This is a genomic window from Sulfuricaulis limicola (assembly GCF_002355735.1).
Taxonomy (GTDB): domain Bacteria; phylum Pseudomonadota; class Gammaproteobacteria; order Acidiferrobacterales; family Sulfurifustaceae; genus Sulfuricaulis; species Sulfuricaulis limicola.
This window is the reverse complement of record NZ_AP014879.1, coordinates 1,366,130-1,381,180: the sequence shown is the minus strand read 5'-3', so window position 1 is coordinate 1,381,180 and position 15,051 is coordinate 1,366,130. Positions and strand designations below refer to the sequence as shown.

Here is a 15,051-nt window from a genome sequence, read left to right as displayed (position 1 = left end):
TTCAGTTCGGTTTCGGGTTCTGTTCGCGCGCGGACGGAACGGCTGGCGCCGGAGCCTTGCGCGGCTTTCCTTTCATCTGGTATTTGAGCACAGCCAGGTTGTGTTCTGCCAGCGTGGAAGAAAATTCATGGCTGCCATCGCCGCGGGCGACAAAAAACAGCGCGCCTGTCACCATCGGATGCAACGCCGCCTGCAATGACTCCTTGCCCGGCATCGCCACCGGCGTCGGCGGCAGTCCCCGGCGCGTGTAGGTGTTGTACGGCGTGTCGCGCCGCAGATCCTTCAGTCGCAGGTTGCCGTCGAAGCTTTTTCCCATGCCGTAAATCACGGTCGGATCGGTCTGCAGCCGCATGCCATGGCGCAAGCGGTTGATGAAGACGCCGGCAATCAGGCGGCGTTCGTCAGCGCGGCCCGTCTCCTTCTCCACGATGGACGCCAGGATCAGCGCTTCGTATGCATTCTTGAGCGGCAGGTTGTTCTCGCGCCCTTCCCACTCGCGTTGCAGGAGTTGCTGCATTTTTTCATAGGCATTCGCCAGGACCATGATGTCGGTCTGGCCGGAGGAGTAATAATAAGTGGCGGGAAAGAACCGGCCTTCCGGGTGTTCGCCGGGGCGACCCAAACGCTCCATGATGGTCGCCGGCGACATCCCGGCAAGGGCCTGAGTCAGTTTGGGAGCCGCGCGGATCGTCGCCAGGAACTGCTGGAATGTCCAACCCTCAAGCAGCACCACGGGATACTCGATCACACGGCCGGCGACAATCTGGTCGAGCAGTTCGCGCGCCGTCATACCGTCGCGGAACCGGTATTCGCCGGGCTTGAGGCCGCGGTCGCGGCCGGTCAGGTGCGCCAGCCACACGAAGGAATGGCTTTCCGGCAGCACGCCGCGCGCGCTCAGCTCGCGCGCGAAACTGCGCAGCGGCATGCCGGGTTTGACCTCGTAGATTTCCGCTCCCGGCTCGAGCGCGTGGTTCCAGGCCCAGAACAGATAGCCGTTGCCGACGACGACCGCGATCAGCAGGGCGACGGCGAGTCTAATCAGCCACGGTGGCATCGCGCATGACCTCCTGGATCTGCCGGGTGACGGTGCCTGCGGGGTATTCCCGCGAATCAATGCGGCGCACCGGCCATACCCCGATAAGGCTGTTGGTCAGAAACACCTCGTCCGCATCCAGAATATTCTCCCGTTTGATTCCGGTGACGCGACAGTCTATCGAAAGCGCGGGGGCACGTTCCAGCACCAGGCCGCGCATTACGCCGGTCACGCCGCTGGACTTCAGGTCCGGCGTCAGCAGCGTGCCGCGTGATACGACGAACAGATTCGTCATAGTGCCTTCGATGACATGGCCGGTCTCGTCCTGCATCAGGCCCTCGGCGCAGCCGTCCTTCAATTCCATGCGCGCCAGGATCTGCTCGAGCCGGTTGAGATGCTTGAGTCCCGCCAGAATATTGTGCCGTGTAATGAGGGTATGACAGAACTGCACGTTCACGCCATCGGTTCGATACGTCGCGGGATAATCCGGCCATGGGAGCAGACCGACGGTACGCGTCGGCGCCGCTTCAGGACCGGGCGCGTAACCCCGCCCGGATACGCCGCGCGTGAGCATGATCTTCAACACGCCTCGCGACGCGCCACGGCAGACCTGTTCAGCCTCGCGGCGCAGCAGTCCCTCGGCCGGCGCCTGAATGCCGAGCCGCATGGCGCCGTGAAAAAAACGCCGCATATGCCGGTCCCACAGCAGCGGCTGACCATTGGCTACCGCCAGTGTTTCAAAAACCCCGTCGCCGTACTGGAAGCCGCGGTCCAGCACCGAAATGCTTTCGCCGGGTTCGCCATTAATCAGTATTTTCATTCGAAATATTATTTCTCGCCGCAAAGACGCAAAGATCGCAAAGATTTCACGAGTTTTTTATCCTCTTGAGTTTTTATTTGCATCCTTTGCGGCAGATGATCATATAAATCATTAGACTCCCAGTGCCGCGAGCATGCCCCGCGCCTTGGCACGGGTCTCCGCCAATTCGCGTTCCGGAATGGAGTCGGCCACGATGCCGGCGCCGGCACGCAGGGAAATCTCCGGTCCGCGACACATGATGGTGCGAATCAGGATATTCAGATCCAGGCTGCCATCGCGATTGATATATCCCATGGACCCGGTATAGGCCGCGCGCGGCGCTTGCTCCAGCTCGGCGATGATCTGCATGCAGCGCACCTTGGGGCAACCGGTGATGGTGCCACCCGGAAACACCGCGCGAATCACCTGCGCCGGCGTGATGCCGTCGCGCAGCTCACCGCCGACTTCGGAGACAATATGGTGCACATGGCGATAGGACTCGAGCGACATGAATTCACTGACCTGCACCGACCCGGTGCGGCACACGCGCCCGAGATCATTGCGTTCGAGGTCGATCAGCATCACATGCTCGGCGCGCTCCTTGGGATGGCGCAACAGGTCTTGCGACAGCGCACGATCCTGCCCCGCATCGGGGCTGCGCGGGTAAGTGCCCGCGATTGGGCGCGTGTGCACGCGGCGTCCGCGCACGGCCACCAGGCGCTCCGGCGACGAGCTGATCACGGCGCGATCATTGCTCCAGGTCATCAGCCCGGCGAACGGCGCCGGATTGGCCGCGCACAGCCGGCGATACAGGGCCGCCGGACTCACAGGTGATCGCAACGTCGCGCGCCAAAGACGCGAGAGGTTCACCTGAAACACGTCACCGTCCCGGATGTATTCCTGCGCCGTGCGCACGTGACCGAGAAAGCGTTGCGGCTCTTCCTCGTCAACGATGGGCGGCGGCGTCGCTGCCGCCATGCTCCCCAGCTCCGGCGCCAGGCAGTCTTCCTCAAGCACCGGCAGCAGTTCTCCACCCCGTTCCGATTCGCACACCAGCCAGCCCTGTTGCCGGACGTGGTCGACGATGATGGCCGCCGGCATGCGCGTGGCGCAGGCCACCGGAAATGCCGCATCAAACCGGATCCCGGTAACCGTGGGCTCGATCTGGGCGACCAGTTCATAGCCGAGAAACATGAACCACCCGCCGGTGAATGGCAGCGCATCATGGTCGGGCACGCTCTGTTCGCTGGCCGCCTGCGCGCGCCAGTCCCGGTCAAAGGCGTCCAGAAAATCGCCGGTGCCGATATCCTGTTTGTCCCGATAGAGCCGGGAATCCGCCTGCAGCGTCAGGGTTTCTCCGGGAAAGGCAAACAGGATGTCATAGCGGGCACGTGGCGTGTCATGCGCCACACTGGCCAGCAGATGCGGGTAACGTTCGGGAAACCGGGAATGCAGCGTGACGAGATCGGGAACGGCCGTCAGGCGACGGCAGACGTGGCCCGGGCGAATTGCGGTTTTCCGGGCTGGATGGGCATTCACGCCAGTTTATGGAACACCAGCGTCCCGTTGGTGCCGCCAAAACCGAAGGAGTTGGAGATGGCGACGTCAATTTTCATCTGGCGCGCCGTGTTCGGCACGTAATCCAGATCGCATTCCGGGTCGGGAGTGATCAGATTGATCGTCGGTGGCGCGATCTGGTGATACACGGCGAGCGCCGAATAAACCGCCTCGATGCCGCCGGCCGCGCCCAGCAGGTGGCCGGTCATGGACTTGGTCGAGCTCACCGCGAGCTTGCGCGCGTACGCGCCGAAGGCGGCCTTGACCGCCTGCGTCTCGGCCTTGTCGCCGAGCGGCGTGGAAGTGCCGTGGGCGTTGACGTACTGGACCTGATCGGGATTCAGGCCGGCGTTGCGCAAGGCATTGCGCATGCAGCGTGCCGCGCCCTCGCCGTTTTCCGGCGGGCTGGTCATGTGGTAGGCGTCGCCGCTCATGCCGAAACCGACCAGCTCGCAATAGATTTTCGCGCCGCGCTTCCTGGCGTGCTCGTATTCCTCGAGCACCACCACGCCCGCGCCTTCGCCGAGCACAAAGCCGTCGCGGTCCTTGTCCCACGGACGGCTGGCGGCTTCCGGGCTGTCGTTGCGCGTGGACAGGGCCTTGGCGTTGCCGAAACCGGCGACCGCTGTCGGCGTGGTAGCGGCTTCGGCGCCGCCGGCGATCATGACGTCGGCGTCGCCGTATTCGATCAGGCGGCCGGCATCGCCGATGCTGTGGGTGGCGGTGGCACAGGCGGTGACCATGGCCAGATTCGGACCCTTGAGGCCGAACATCACCGACAGGTCGCCCGATATCATATTAATGATGCTCATGGGGACGTAAAACGGCGAAACCCGGCGCGGCCCTTTTTCCTTGATGGTCAGGGTGGTTTCTTCGATGGTGCCGACACCACCGATGCCGGAACCAAGATACACGCCGATGCGTTCGGCGTTGGCTTCGGTCACCTGGATACCGGAGTCCTTGATCGCCTCGATGCCGGCCGCCATGCCCAGCTGGATGAAGCGGTCCATGCGGCGCGCTTCCTTGTCGGAAATGCCGAACGCGGAGGGAATGAAATTCTTGACCTCGCCGGCGATGGCGGAGGGGTAACCGGTGGCGTCGAACGTCGTGATGGGCCCGATGCCGCTTTTGCCGGCCACGATGTTGCGCCAGTTTTCGGCGACACCGATGCCGACGGGAGACAGGATACCGAGTCCGGTAATGACGACGCGCCGCTTGCTCAAGGCCGAATCCCTCATCATGGGGCGCGGCTTCGCCGCGCTTTATAAAACCAAAAGGCCGCCACCCGATGCGGATGACGGCCTCTTATTCTAATGAGTTATCAGTTCAGACGGGAGTTGATGTAGTCGATGGCCTGCTGGACGGTGGTGATTTTCTCCGCCTGGTCATCGGGAATTTCACAGTCAAATTCCTCTTCCAGCGCCATTACCAGCTCGACCGTATCCAGGGAATCCGCGCCCAAATCATCCACGAAGGAGGCGGCAGGCTTGACCTCGCCCTCGTTAACGCCCAACTGCTCCACGACAATCTTCTTGACGCGCTCTTCGACACTGCTCATGGGTAATCATTCCTCCAAGAATTGACGTTGCTGCCCTCGTGCGGGCGCATAGTTAACACCATTTGCGTAAAACCGTCCAGCCAATCATGTAACCGGCCTTTTTCACACAGATATCCACTCTAGTTCATGTACATCCCGCCGTTCACGTGCAGGGTCGTACCGGTAATATAGCCCGCCTGCGGCGAGGCCAGAAATGCCACGGCCGCGGCCACTTCTTCGGCCAGTCCCAGGCGCCCCAGGGGAATCTGCTTGAGCAAGGCCTCCCGCTGCGCCTCGGGCAACGCACGGGTCATGTCGGTGTCGATGAAGCCCGGCGCCACCGCGTTGACGGTGATGTTGCGTGAACCGACCTCGCGCGCCAGCGCCTTGGTGAAGCCGACGAGACCGGCCTTGGCGGCGGCGTAATTCACCTGTCCCGCGTTGCCGATCGCGCCCACTACCGAGCTGATGCTGATGATGCGCCCGCCGCGGGCCTTGGTCATGGCGCGCAGGCAGGCCTTGCTCAGGCGGTACACCGACTTCAGGTTCGTATCAAGGATGGCGTCCCACTCCTCCTCGGACATGCGCAGCAACAGATTGTCGCGCGTGATGCCGGCATTGTTGACCAGGATCGTCGGCACGCCGCCGGATTTCTCGATCTCGGAGAGAACGGCGGCGATCGATTCCGCGCTGTTCACGTCCAGCGCCAGGCCGCGTCCCGCAACACCCTTTTCCTTCAGCACGGCGCTGATCTTTTCCGCGCCGTTGTCGGAGGTCGCGGTGCCGAACACCTGCGCGCCCTGCCGGCCCAGCTCGAGCGCGATGGCCTGGCCGATGCCGCGGCTGGCGCCGGTGACCAGCGCAATCTGTCCTTTCAGCAACATAAAAACTCCAAATTAAGAAATAAATGGACAGGATTTACAGGATTAACAGGATTCAAAACAAAAACGAATCCGCATTTTCGATTTAATCCTGTAAATCCTGTTAATCCTGTCTATTCCGTTTTTTCAACGGCGTTGAATGCTGCACGAAGCGTTTCCGGATCGAACACCGGAAACGTCTCGACGGTTTTCACGATGCGCTTGTTCAGGCCGGTCAGCACCTTGCCCGGACCGCACTCGACGATCCGCGTGACGCCGTCGGCGGCCATTTTCTGGATGGTCTCGACCCAGCGTACCGGCGATTCTATCTGGCGCACAAGTGCATTTCTAATCGCTGCCGGGTCGGATTCCGCCTGCACGTGCGTATTGTGGAGCACCGGTATTTGCGGCTTGCGGATCTGCGCCAGCTTCAGGCGCTCAGCCATCTGTTGCGCCGCCGGATGCATGAGCCGGCAATGCGACGGCACGCTCACCGGCAACAGGATCGCGCGCTTGGCGCCGGCGGCCTTCGACTGTTCCACGGCGCGGTTCACGGCGGCGGTGGCGCCGGCGATCACGACCTGCCCGGGCGAATTGAAATTCACGGCCTCGAGCACCTCGCCCTGCGCCGCCTGTTCACAAAGTTTTCGCACGGCGTCGTCTTCCATGCCCAGGATCGCCGCCATGGCGCCCTGCCCGACCGGCACCGCCTGCTGCATGAAGCGTCCGCGGTCCGCGACCAGCTTCATGGCCTCGGCAAAATCGAGCGCCTCGCTGCACACCAGCGCGGAGTATTCGCCCAGGCTGTGGCCGGCCATGTATTGCGGGCACGGTCCGCTCGCGGCCAGCCACGCGCGCCAGGTCGCCACGCCCGCCGCCAGCATGACCGGCTGCGTGATCTCGGTCTGGTTCAGTTTTTCCTCCGGCCCCTGTTCCACCAGCTGCCACAGGTCCTTGCCCAGGGTCTGCGAGGCCTCGGCGAAAGTTTCTTTCACGACCGGAAACTCGGCCGCCAGCGCGTTCAGCATGCCGACCGACTGCGAACCCTGTCCAGGAAAAACGAATGCCAATGTCATATGTTTAAAAAGTTATAAGATTGTTTGACGCAAAGCCGCGAAGACGCAAAGAAAGCAAAGCGGCGCTTCGCGCCGAAAACCAAACGATTCTGAATTTTCTCTTTGCGTCTTAGCGTCTTTGCGTCAAAAACTCATATCAATACTTCAGCAATACCGAACCCCAGGTAAAACCGCCGCCGAAGGCCTCCATCATGATCATCTCGCCCCGCTTGATGCGTCCGTCGCGCACCGCCTCGTCGAAGGCGAGCGGGATCGAGGCCGCCGAGGTGTTGCCGTGGCGCTCGACGGTGAGCACCACGTGATCCATGGACATGCCGAGCTTCTTCGCGGTGGCGGCGATGATGCGGATGTTGGCCTGGTGCGGCACCAGCCATTTGACGTCCGATTTCTGAAGCTTGTTGGCCTCCAGCGTCTCGTCGACGATGCGCCCGAGCGTGTTCACCGCGACCTTGAACACCTCGCCGCCCTCCATGTTGAGGTGCGCCTCGCTGTTGCGCACCTTGTCGTAGCCCTGCGAGATCCCCGCGGGCACGGTGAGCAGGTCCTTGTACTGGCCGTCGGCGTGCAGGTGCGTGGAGATGATGCCGGGTTCTTCCGAGGCCCTGATCACGACCGCGCCGGCACCGTCGCCGAACAGCACGCAGGTGCCGCGATCGGTCCAGTCGATGATGCGCGACAGCGTCTCGGCGCCGACCACGAGCGCGCATTTGGCGGCGCCGGTGCGGATGAACTTGTCGGCGATGGCGAGCGCATACACGAAACCGGTGCACACCGCCTGCACGTCGAAGGCCGGACAGCCGTGTATGCCGAGCCGGTCCTGCAGCAGGCAGGCGGTGCTCGGAAACACGCGGTCCGGCGTGGTGGTGCCGACCACGATCAAGTCGATGTCCTCCGGCTTGAGGCCCGCGGCGTCCAGAGCGCGACGCGCCGCATGCTCTGCCAGGTCGCAGGTGGTCTGGTTATCGGCGGCGATGTGGCGCTCGCGAATGCCGGTGCGTTCCACGATCCACTGATCCGTGGTGTCCACCATCTTCTCGAGATCTTTATTGGTGAGTATTTTTTCCGGCAGGTAGCTGCCGGTGCCGACGATGCGGGAGTAAACGGTGCGGCTCATGCCACGGCCCCCCTGGCCGCCATGGCTGCCAGCTCCTGCCCGATGCGCGCCGGCACGTTATTCTTCACTTCCGCCACGGCCTCCAGAATCGCATGTTCATAGGCCAGCGCATCGGCGCCGCCATGGCTCTTGATGACCGTGCCGGTGAGCCCGATCAGCGTGGCCCCGTTGTAGCGGCGCGGATCGACGCGCTTGCGGAACGCCTGCAACACCGGCAGCGCGACCAGCGCCGAAAGCTTCGTGAGCAGGTTGCGCTTGAATTCCTGTTTGATGAAATGGGTGATCATGCGCGCCAGGCCCTCGCTGGTCTTGAGCATGATGTTGCCGACAAAACCGTCGCACACGATCACGTCCATGTCCCCGGTGTATATCTCGTCACCCTCGACGAAACCGGCATAGTTGAGCGGGCTGGCGCGCAGCAGTTCATGCGCCTTCTTGACGGTATCGTTGCCCTTGATGTCTTCCTCGCCAACGTTGAGCAGGCCCACGCGCGGGCGGGACTTGCCCTCCACGGCGGCGACCAGGATCGAACCCATCATGGCGAACTGCAACAGCTGCTCCGGGGTGCAGTCCACGTTGGCGCCCAGGTCGAGCACGTGCACATGATCGTGCATGGTCGGCAGCGTGGTGATGATCGCCGGGCGATCGATGCCGGGCAGGGTCTTGAGCACGAAACGCGCGGTGGCCATGAGCGCGCCGGTGTTGCCGGCGGAAACAGTGGCCTGGGCTGCGCCTTCCTTCACCAGGTTGATGGCCACGCGCATGGAGGAATCTTTCTTGCTGCGCAGGGCCTGGGCGGGCGGCTCGTCCATGCTGACGACTTCGGAGGCATGATGGATGGCGATATGGTCGCCGCCGGTGGCGTGATGGCGCGCGAGTTCGGTCTCGATGGCTTCGCGCTGGCCGACGAGGATGAGCTTCAACGCCGTTTGATGTCTCAGCGTGGCGAGAGCCGCGGGCACGGTGACGGAGACACCGTGATCACCCCCCATGGCGTCGAGGGCAATCGTGATCACGTTCTCAAATCCCTGAGCGCTTTCGGATCAAGTCGGCGCTATTCCGGCTTGGTGTCCAGCACCTTGCGGCCGCGGTAATAACCGTCGGCGGTGACGTGATGCCGGCGATGCGTCTCGCCGCTGGTCTTGTCGACCGAAAGCGCCGACTTCTTTAGCGCGTCGTGCGAACGGCGCATGCCGCGGCGGGAAGGTGATACTCGGCTTTTCTGTACGGCCATGGTAAATCCTCGTCAATGAAAAATAATCGGTACTATTTCGTCTTCTTCAACCGGTCCAGAACCGCAAACGGGTTTTTGCGCCCGCGTTCGGTCCGGTCCGGGGCCGCGCCGCGGACGACATTCGCGGCACGGACTTTGACCGTGCACTGGTCCGGCGCGTGCATCGGCACCATCGGCAGCGCCAGCAGCAATTCGTCCTCCACCAGGCCGCTCAGCGACAGCGGCTTGTCCGCCACCAGAAGGTCGGCGTCGCCTTCCTGTGGTTCCAGACGCGCGCCCGATTTCGTCAGGATCAGCCACGGCGCGGCCTCGAGATTCAGTTCCATCGTTTCCAGGCAGCGCTGGCAGGTAACCCGCAGCGGCACGCGCAGCGTGCCGTGCATGACGAACACCTGCTGGCCCTCTTCGCGCTCGAAAGCCAGATCGACGTTCACATCGCCCGAACCTTCGAGGCTGCCTTGCGCCAGGCGCGGCATGCTCTTGAGCGGGAGCGTGCCGGTCAGACGCGCACCACGCTCCGCCAGCTGGATCGGGTCGATGGTAACCGGCAGATGACCGTGCGACTCTTTCCAGGATGGCGTCATGATACCCTCACGAAACCGCGGCTTGTCCGCTTCGAGTAATCCCCCAAAAGCGGGGACTTTGACGGGCAGGCGGCCGGATACAGGCCGCGCATCATATATTCGCGGCAAACTTGTGTCAAAATAGGGTTTTAGACGTGTCGGCGGGCAGTAAATGTTATTGACAGGTCCGCCCCCTTTCCGTACAAAACGAGGCACGGCGCCGTGACGGCCGCCGGCAGGTCAGCTCAGCGGAGTTTCAGCTTGATTAAAAAGATTCTGGTTGCCAACCGCGGCGAAATCGCGGTGCGCGTGGTGCGCGCCTGCGCCGAAATGGGCATCAAATCCGTCGCCATCTACACCGATGCCGACCGTCATGCGCTGCACGTCAAAAAAGCCGATGAGGCCTACAACGTCGGCCCGGACCCGGTGGGCGGCTATCTCAATGCCCATCGTATCGTGAACCTGGCGGTCGCCACCGGTTGTGACGCCCTGCATCCCGGCTACGGCTTTCTCTCGGAAAACCCGCAACTGACGGAAGTCTGCAATCGGCGCGGGATTATCTATATCGGCCCGTCCGTGGACGCCATCCGCCGCATGGGTGACAAGACCCAGGCGCGTGCCGCCATGATCGCCGCCGGCGTGCCGGTAGTGCCGGGCAGCGAGGGCAATCTCAAAGATGTCAACGAGGCCCTGAAGCTGGCCAAAAAAATCGGCTATCCGGTGATGCTCAAGGCCACCTCGGGCGGCGGCGGGCGCGGTATCCGTCGCTGCAACGACGAGGATGAACTCAAGCGCGCCTACGAACGCGTGGTGTCGGAAGCCACCAAGGCCTTTGGCAGCGCCGAGGTGTTCCTGGAAAAGGCCATCGTCAACCCGCGCCATATCGAGGTGCAGGTGCTCGGCGACAAGCACGGCAACATGATTCATCTGTTCGAGCGCGACTGCTCCATCCAGCGGCGCCACCAGAAACTGATCGAGATCGCGCCCTCGCCCCAGCTCACCGAGGAACAGCGTGCCGCGGTGTGCGACCTCGGTGTGCGCGCGGCCCGCTGCGTCAACTACGAAAACGCCGGCACCGTCGAATTCCTGTTCGATCAGGAAGGTCGCTTTTATTTCATGGAGATGAACACCCGCCTGCAGGTGGAGCACACCATCACGGAACAGATCACCGGCGTGGACATCGTGCAGGAACAGATTCGCATCGCCGAGGGGCAACCGCTTTCCTACGCGCAGGACCAGATCCAGCGGCGCGGTTACGCCATCCAGTTCCGCATCAACGCCGAGGATCCGAAGAACGACTTCCTGCCGAGCTACGGCCGCATCACGCGCTACTACGCGCCCGGCGGCCCGGGCGTGCGCACCGACGCCGCGATCTACACCGGCTATGAGTTCCCGCCGCACTACGACTCCATGTGCGCCAAGCTCACGGTCTGGGCGCTCACCTGGGACAAGGCGCTGGCGCGCGCGCGGCGCGCGCTGCTCGACATGGGCGTGCACGGCGTCAAAACCACCAAACCCTTCTACCTGGAAATCCTCGGCACCGCGGAATTCCAGGCGGGGAAATTCGACACCGGATTCATCGAAAAACATCCGGAACTGTTAAACTATTCGATCCGGCGTCCGCCCGCCGATCTGGCCGCCGCCATCGGCGCGGCGATCGCGGCGCATCACGGTTTGTAAGAGGCAGGAACAATCATGGCGTCTTCATCCAAAAAAGTTATGGTGACGGATCTGGTGCTGCGCGACGCGCACCAGTCTCTGCTCGCCACGCGCATGCGCACCGAGGACATGCTGCCGATCTGCGACAAGCTCGACAAGGTCGGCTACTGGTCGCTCGAGGCCTGGGGCGGCGCCACCTTCGACACCTGCCTGCGCTTCCTCAAGGAAGACCCGTGGGAACGGCTGCGCAAGCTGAAACAAGCGCTGCCGAAGACACCACTGCAGATGCTGCTGCGCGGCCAGAACCTGCTCGGTTACCGCCACTACTCCGACGACGTGGTCGAGGCCTTCGTGAAGAAGTCGGCGGAATGCGGCGTGGACGTGTTCCGCATCTTCGACGCCATGAACGACATGCGCAATATCGAGGTCTCGGTCAAGGCCGTGCTCAAGGCCGGGAAACACGCACAGGGCGCCATTTGCTACACCACCAGCCCGGTGCACACCATCGAGCATTTCGTGGAAATCGCGCGCGAGATGGAAAAGATGGGGTGCCAGACCATCGCCATCAAGGACATGGCCGGGCTGATCACGCCGGCGCGCACCGTGGAACTGTACCAGGCCCTGTCGAAGGCGGTGAAAGTGCCGCTCGCCTTCCACTCGCACACCACCGTCGGCGTGGCCAACATCTGCATGTATCTCGCGGTCGAGCACGGCGCGCGCCATATCGATACCGCGATCTCGTCGTTGTCCTGGGGCACCAGCCATTCGCCGACCGAAAGCATGGTGGTGGCCCTGCGTGAAACGCCCTACGACACCGGTCTCAATCTCGAACAGTTGCAGGAAATCGGCTTCTATTTCCGCGAGGTGCGCAAGAAATACCACCAGTTCGAGAGCGAATACGCCGAAATCGACACGCGCGTGCAGGTGAGCCAGGTGCCGGGCGGCATGATCTCGAACCTGTCGAATCAGCTCAAGGAACAGGGAGCGCTCAACCGCATGAACGAGGTGCTGGCGGAAATACCGCGCGTGCGCGAGGACCTCGGCTTCCCGCCGCTGGTCACGCCGACGTCGCAGATCGTCGGCACCCAGGCGGTGCTCAACGTGCTCACCGGCAAACGCTACAAGAGCATCACCAACGAGGTGAAGCTCTACCTGCAAGGCCGCTACGGCAAGGCGCCGGGCAAGATCAACGAAACCGTGCGCAGCATGGCCATCGGCAACGAGGAGGTCATCACCTGCCGTCCGGCGGACAAGCTCAAGCCAGAGATGCATCGCCTGCGCGATGAAATCGGCGAACTCGCCAGGAGCGAGGAAGACGTGCTCACCTACGCCATGTTCCCTGAGATCGGGCGCAAGTTCCTCGAAGAGCGCGCCGCCGGCACGCTCAAGCCGGAGGAACTCAAGCCGCCAAAATCCGCCGAGGCCACGGCCCTGCCCGCCTACGCGCCGACCGACTTCAATGTCACCATGCACGGCGAGACCTATCACATACGCGTCACCGGCGCCGGACACAAGAGCGAGGAACAGCGCCCGTTTTTCGTCTCGGTCGACGGCGTGCCGGAACAGATTCTCATCGAAACGCTCACCGAGACCGTCCCGACCGAGGCCGGCATGGTGGATACGCGCCGCGCTTCCCGGGGATCGAAGCGGCCGAAAGCGTCGAAGGAAGGCCATGTCACCAGCTCCATGCCCGGCACCATCGTGGACATCCTGGTCAAGGCCGGCGTCAAGGTAAAGGCCGGCGATCCGGTGCTGGTGGTCGAAGCCATGAAAATGGAAAACGAAGTCCCGGCGCCGGTCGCCGGCACGGTCAAGGCGGTGAACGTCACCAAGGGCGACAGCGTCAACCCCGACGAAGCGCTGGTAGAGATTGAATAAGAATTTTGAACCGCCAAGACGCCAAGAGCGCCAAGATGATGTGAATTTAATCTTGTTCTTCTTGGCGTCCTTGGCGTCTTGGCGGTTAATCATCTTATGAAACTCATTCTGGCTTCCTCCTCGCCCTATCGCCGCGAGCTGCTGGAGCGTCTGAAAATTCCCTTCGAGGTGACGGCGCCCGAGGTGGATGAGACGCCGCATCCCGGCGAGACGCCGGACAAACTGGTGGAGCGGCTGGCCATCGAGAAGGCGCAGAAGATCGCTGGAAAAACGCGCGGCGTTCTGGTGATCGGATCGGATCAGGTGGCGGTCTATAACGGCAACATCGTCGGCAAGCCGCACAGCCATGACAAGGCCGCGCAGCAATTGCGCGAGGCCTCCGGCCGTACCGTCACGCTCTATACCGGGCTGGCGCTGATCAACGCCGACACCCAGCGCATTCAGCGCGAGGTCATCCCCTATCGCGTGACATTCCGCGCGTTGACGGACGCACAGATAGAAGCCTATCTGCACAAGGAACAGCCCTACTCCTGCTCCGGCAGCGTCAAGTCAGAAGGGCTGGGAATTGCATTGCTGGAAAAATTCGAGGGCGACGACCCGAATACGCTGATCGGCCTGCCGCTCATCCGACTGGTGCGGATGCTCGAAAACGAAGGGATAAAAATAATTTGAACCGCCAAGGCGCCAAGGACGCCAAGAAAAGCAAGATTAAATTTGCAATCTCTTGGCGCTCTTGGCGTCTTGGTGGTTAACCTATCTTAAGCTTGGGGTGCGGCTGAGGAGATCGGTGCCGATGGTCTGTGCCATGGCGGTGCCGAGACGCCGCGCGAAACGGTCGAAGACGTTTTCGCGATAGGTATAGTCGACAATATCTTCCGCGCCGATCACCTCGCGCGCGACGTAACTGGCGCCGCCGAGGCTGTCCACCAACCCCAGCTTGATCGCCTCCTCGCCGGTCCAGAAGAGCCCCGAGAACATGTCCTTGGTCTCTTTCAGTGCCTTGCCGCGTCCCTGGCGCACCGTTTCGATAAATTGCCGATGAATTTCGTCCAGCATCTGCTGGGCGAGTTTCGCTTCCGCCGGTTTCACCGGCCCGAACGGATCGAGAAAACCCTTGTGCTCACCCGCCGTCATGAGCCGGCGTTCCACGCCGACTTTCTTCATGGTGTCCACGAATCCGAAACCGTTCATCAGTACGCCAATGGAGCCGACGATGCTGGCCTTGTCGGCATAGATCTTGTCGGCGGCCGCGACCACGTAGTAACAACCGGAAGCGCACATGTCGCCGATCACGGCATACAGGGGGATCTTCGGATACTTGGCCCGCAGGCGTTTGATCTCGTCGTTGATATAACCCGCCTGCACCGGGCTGCCGCCGGGGCTGTTGGCGCGTATCACGATCCCCTGCGTCGACTTGTTCTCATACGCCGCGCGTAAACCGGAAATGACGTTGTCGGCGTTCGCCAGGCTGTCGGCGCTGATCACGCCTTCGATGTCGATCAGGGCCGTGTGGCTGGTCGCCAGCGACTTGCCGCTCCAGCTGTCCGACTGCGCCAGCACCAGAATCAGCACCAGGTAGGCGGCGAAGAACAGCTTGAAGAAAATGCCCCAGCGCCGCGCGCGGCGCTGTTCGGTGACGGCGGCAAACGCCAGGCGCTCGAGCAGATCGCGCTCCCAGCGCGGGGAACGGCCGGCGGCGCCGGGCGGAACGGTGGAATCGGTATCGTCTGTCATGGAAATA

General features: G+C 62.5%; 15 protein-coding genes. 3 read left to right on the top strand and 12 right to left on the bottom strand.

Annotated features, from left to right (window positions below; all coding sequences use genetic code 11):
• Nucleotide 1: 1 nt before the first annotated feature.
• The 11 genes from mltG to SCL_RS06730 form a co-directional block, all read right to left on the bottom strand.
• Nucleotides 2-1,054 (bottom strand): endolytic transglycosylase MltG, encoded by a 1,053-nt coding sequence (gene mltG / locus SCL_RS06780; protein ID WP_096360514.1) that lies wholly within the window; start codon nt 1,052-1,054, stop codon nt 2-4.
• Entirely contained in the window at nt 1,035-1,853 is an 819-nt protein-coding gene (gene pabC / locus SCL_RS06775; protein ID WP_096360513.1) for an aminodeoxychorismate lyase, read from the bottom strand. Before pabC ends, mltG begins: the two co-directional genes overlap by 20 nt.
• A 111-nt stretch (nt 1,854-1,964) precedes the next feature.
• Nucleotides 1,965-3,314 carry an aminodeoxychorismate synthase component I gene (locus SCL_RS06770; protein ID WP_096361883.1) on the bottom strand — a complete coding sequence of 450 codons (1,350 nt, stop codon included), beginning with the start codon at nt 3,312-3,314 and terminating at the stop codon, nt 1,965-1,967.
• A gap of 53 nt (nt 3,315-3,367) precedes the next feature.
• Nucleotides 3,368-4,612, bottom strand: coding sequence for a beta-ketoacyl-ACP synthase II (gene fabF / locus SCL_RS06765; RefSeq protein ID WP_172425952.1), 1,245 nt, complete (start codon nt 4,610-4,612; stop codon nt 3,368-3,370).
• A gap of 98 nt (nt 4,613-4,710) precedes the next feature.
• The gene (acpP, locus tag SCL_RS06760) at nt 4,711-4,947 is read right to left on the bottom strand and encodes an acyl carrier protein (RefSeq protein WP_096360512.1); all 237 of its coding nucleotides are present in this window, start codon (nt 4,945-4,947) and stop codon (nt 4,711-4,713) included.
• A gap of 119 nt (nt 4,948-5,066) precedes the next feature.
• Nucleotides 5,067-5,810, bottom strand: coding sequence for a 3-oxoacyl-ACP reductase FabG (gene fabG, locus SCL_RS06755; protein ID WP_096360511.1), 744 nt, complete (start codon nt 5,808-5,810; stop codon nt 5,067-5,069).
• Nucleotides 5,811-5,920: 110 nt separating this feature from the next.
• On the bottom strand, nt 5,921-6,862 hold the full coding sequence (gene fabD / locus SCL_RS06750; RefSeq protein ID WP_096360510.1) for an ACP S-malonyltransferase: 942 nt from the start codon (nt 6,860-6,862) through the stop codon (nt 5,921-5,923).
• Between the two features lie 136 nt (nt 6,863-6,998).
• Nucleotides 6,999-7,976: a beta-ketoacyl-ACP synthase III gene (locus SCL_RS06745; RefSeq protein WP_096360509.1), complete on the bottom strand. Its 978-nt coding sequence runs from the start codon at nt 7,974-7,976 to the stop codon at nt 6,999-7,001.
• The gene (gene plsX, locus SCL_RS06740) at nt 7,973-8,992 is read right to left on the bottom strand and encodes a phosphate acyltransferase PlsX (RefSeq protein ID WP_197702738.1); all 1,020 of its coding nucleotides are present in this window, start codon (nt 8,990-8,992) and stop codon (nt 7,973-7,975) included. The genes SCL_RS06745 and plsX overlap by 4 nt, the downstream gene beginning before the upstream one ends.
• A 38-nt stretch (nt 8,993-9,030) precedes the next feature.
• Nucleotides 9,031-9,210, bottom strand: coding sequence for a 50S ribosomal protein L32 (gene rpmF / locus SCL_RS06735; protein WP_096360508.1), 180 nt, complete (start codon nt 9,208-9,210; stop codon nt 9,031-9,033).
• 32 nt (nt 9,211-9,242) lie between these two features.
• Nucleotides 9,243-9,794 (bottom strand): YceD family protein, encoded by a 552-nt coding sequence (locus tag SCL_RS06730; protein ID WP_096360507.1) that lies wholly within the window; start codon nt 9,792-9,794, stop codon nt 9,243-9,245.
• Nucleotides 9,795-10,034: 240 nt separating this feature from the next.
• Between SCL_RS06730 and SCL_RS06725 the strand changes: the two genes are divergently transcribed.
• The 3 genes from SCL_RS06725 to SCL_RS06715 all read left to right on the top strand — a co-directional run bounded on the left by SCL_RS06725 (nt 10,035) and on the right by SCL_RS06715 (nt 13,982).
• Nucleotides 10,035-11,453 (top strand): acetyl-CoA carboxylase biotin carboxylase subunit, encoded by a 1,419-nt coding sequence (locus tag SCL_RS06725; protein ID WP_096360506.1) that lies wholly within the window; start codon nt 10,035-10,037, stop codon nt 11,451-11,453.
• Between the two features lie 15 nt (nt 11,454-11,468).
• Nucleotides 11,469-13,310, top strand: a complete 1,842-nt coding sequence (gene oadA, locus SCL_RS06720; RefSeq protein WP_096360505.1) for a sodium-extruding oxaloacetate decarboxylase subunit alpha — start codon at nt 11,469-11,471, stop codon at nt 13,308-13,310.
• Nucleotides 13,311-13,406: 96 nt separating this feature from the next.
• Nucleotides 13,407-13,982 carry a Maf family protein gene (locus tag SCL_RS06715; protein WP_096360504.1) on the top strand — a complete coding sequence of 192 codons (576 nt, stop codon included), beginning with the start codon at nt 13,407-13,409 and terminating at the stop codon, nt 13,980-13,982.
• Nucleotides 13,983-14,063: 81 nt separating this feature from the next.
• Here the strand turns inward: SCL_RS06715 and SCL_RS06710 are convergent, their stop codons facing one another.
• Nucleotides 14,064-15,044, bottom strand: coding sequence for a S49 family peptidase (locus SCL_RS06710; RefSeq protein ID WP_096360503.1), 981 nt, complete (start codon nt 15,042-15,044; stop codon nt 14,064-14,066).
• Between the last annotated feature and the right edge of the window lie 7 nt (nt 15,045-15,051).

Bases quoted from the DNA above. Each gene is read 5' to 3' on its own strand.
- mltG (WP_096360514.1), bottom strand. From the start codon at position 1,054: ATGCCACCGTGGCTGATTAGACTCGCCGTCGCCCTGCTGATCGCGGTC.
- pabC (WP_096360513.1), bottom strand. From the start codon at position 1,853: ATGAAAATACTGATTAATGGCGAACCCGGCGAAAGCATTTCGGTGCTG.
- acpP (WP_096360512.1), bottom strand. From the start codon at position 4,947: ATGAGCAGTGTCGAAGAGCGCGTCAAGAAGATTGTCGTGGAGCAGTTG.
- fabG (WP_096360511.1), bottom strand. From the start codon at position 5,810: ATGTTGCTGAAAGGACAGATTGCGCTGGTCACCGGCGCCAGCCGCGGC.
- fabD (WP_096360510.1), bottom strand. From the start codon at position 6,862: ATGACATTGGCATTCGTTTTTCCTGGACAGGGTTCGCAGTCGGTCGGC.
- SCL_RS06745 (WP_096360509.1), bottom strand. From the start codon at position 7,976: ATGAGCCGCACCGTTTACTCCCGCATCGTCGGCACCGGCAGCTACCTG.
- rpmF (WP_096360508.1), bottom strand. From the start codon at position 9,210: ATGGCCGTACAGAAAAGCCGAGTATCACCTTCCCGCCGCGGCATGCGC.
- SCL_RS06730 (WP_096360507.1), bottom strand. From the start codon at position 9,794: ATGACGCCATCCTGGAAAGAGTCGCACGGTCATCTGCCGGTTACCATC.
- oadA (WP_096360505.1), top strand. From the start codon at position 11,469: ATGGCGTCTTCATCCAAAAAAGTTATGGTGACGGATCTGGTGCTGCGC.
- SCL_RS06715 (WP_096360504.1), top strand. From the start codon at position 13,407: ATGAAACTCATTCTGGCTTCCTCCTCGCCCTATCGCCGCGAGCTGCTG.
- SCL_RS06710 (WP_096360503.1), bottom strand. From the start codon at position 15,044: ATGACAGACGATACCGATTCCACCGTTCCGCCCGGCGCCGCCGGCCGT.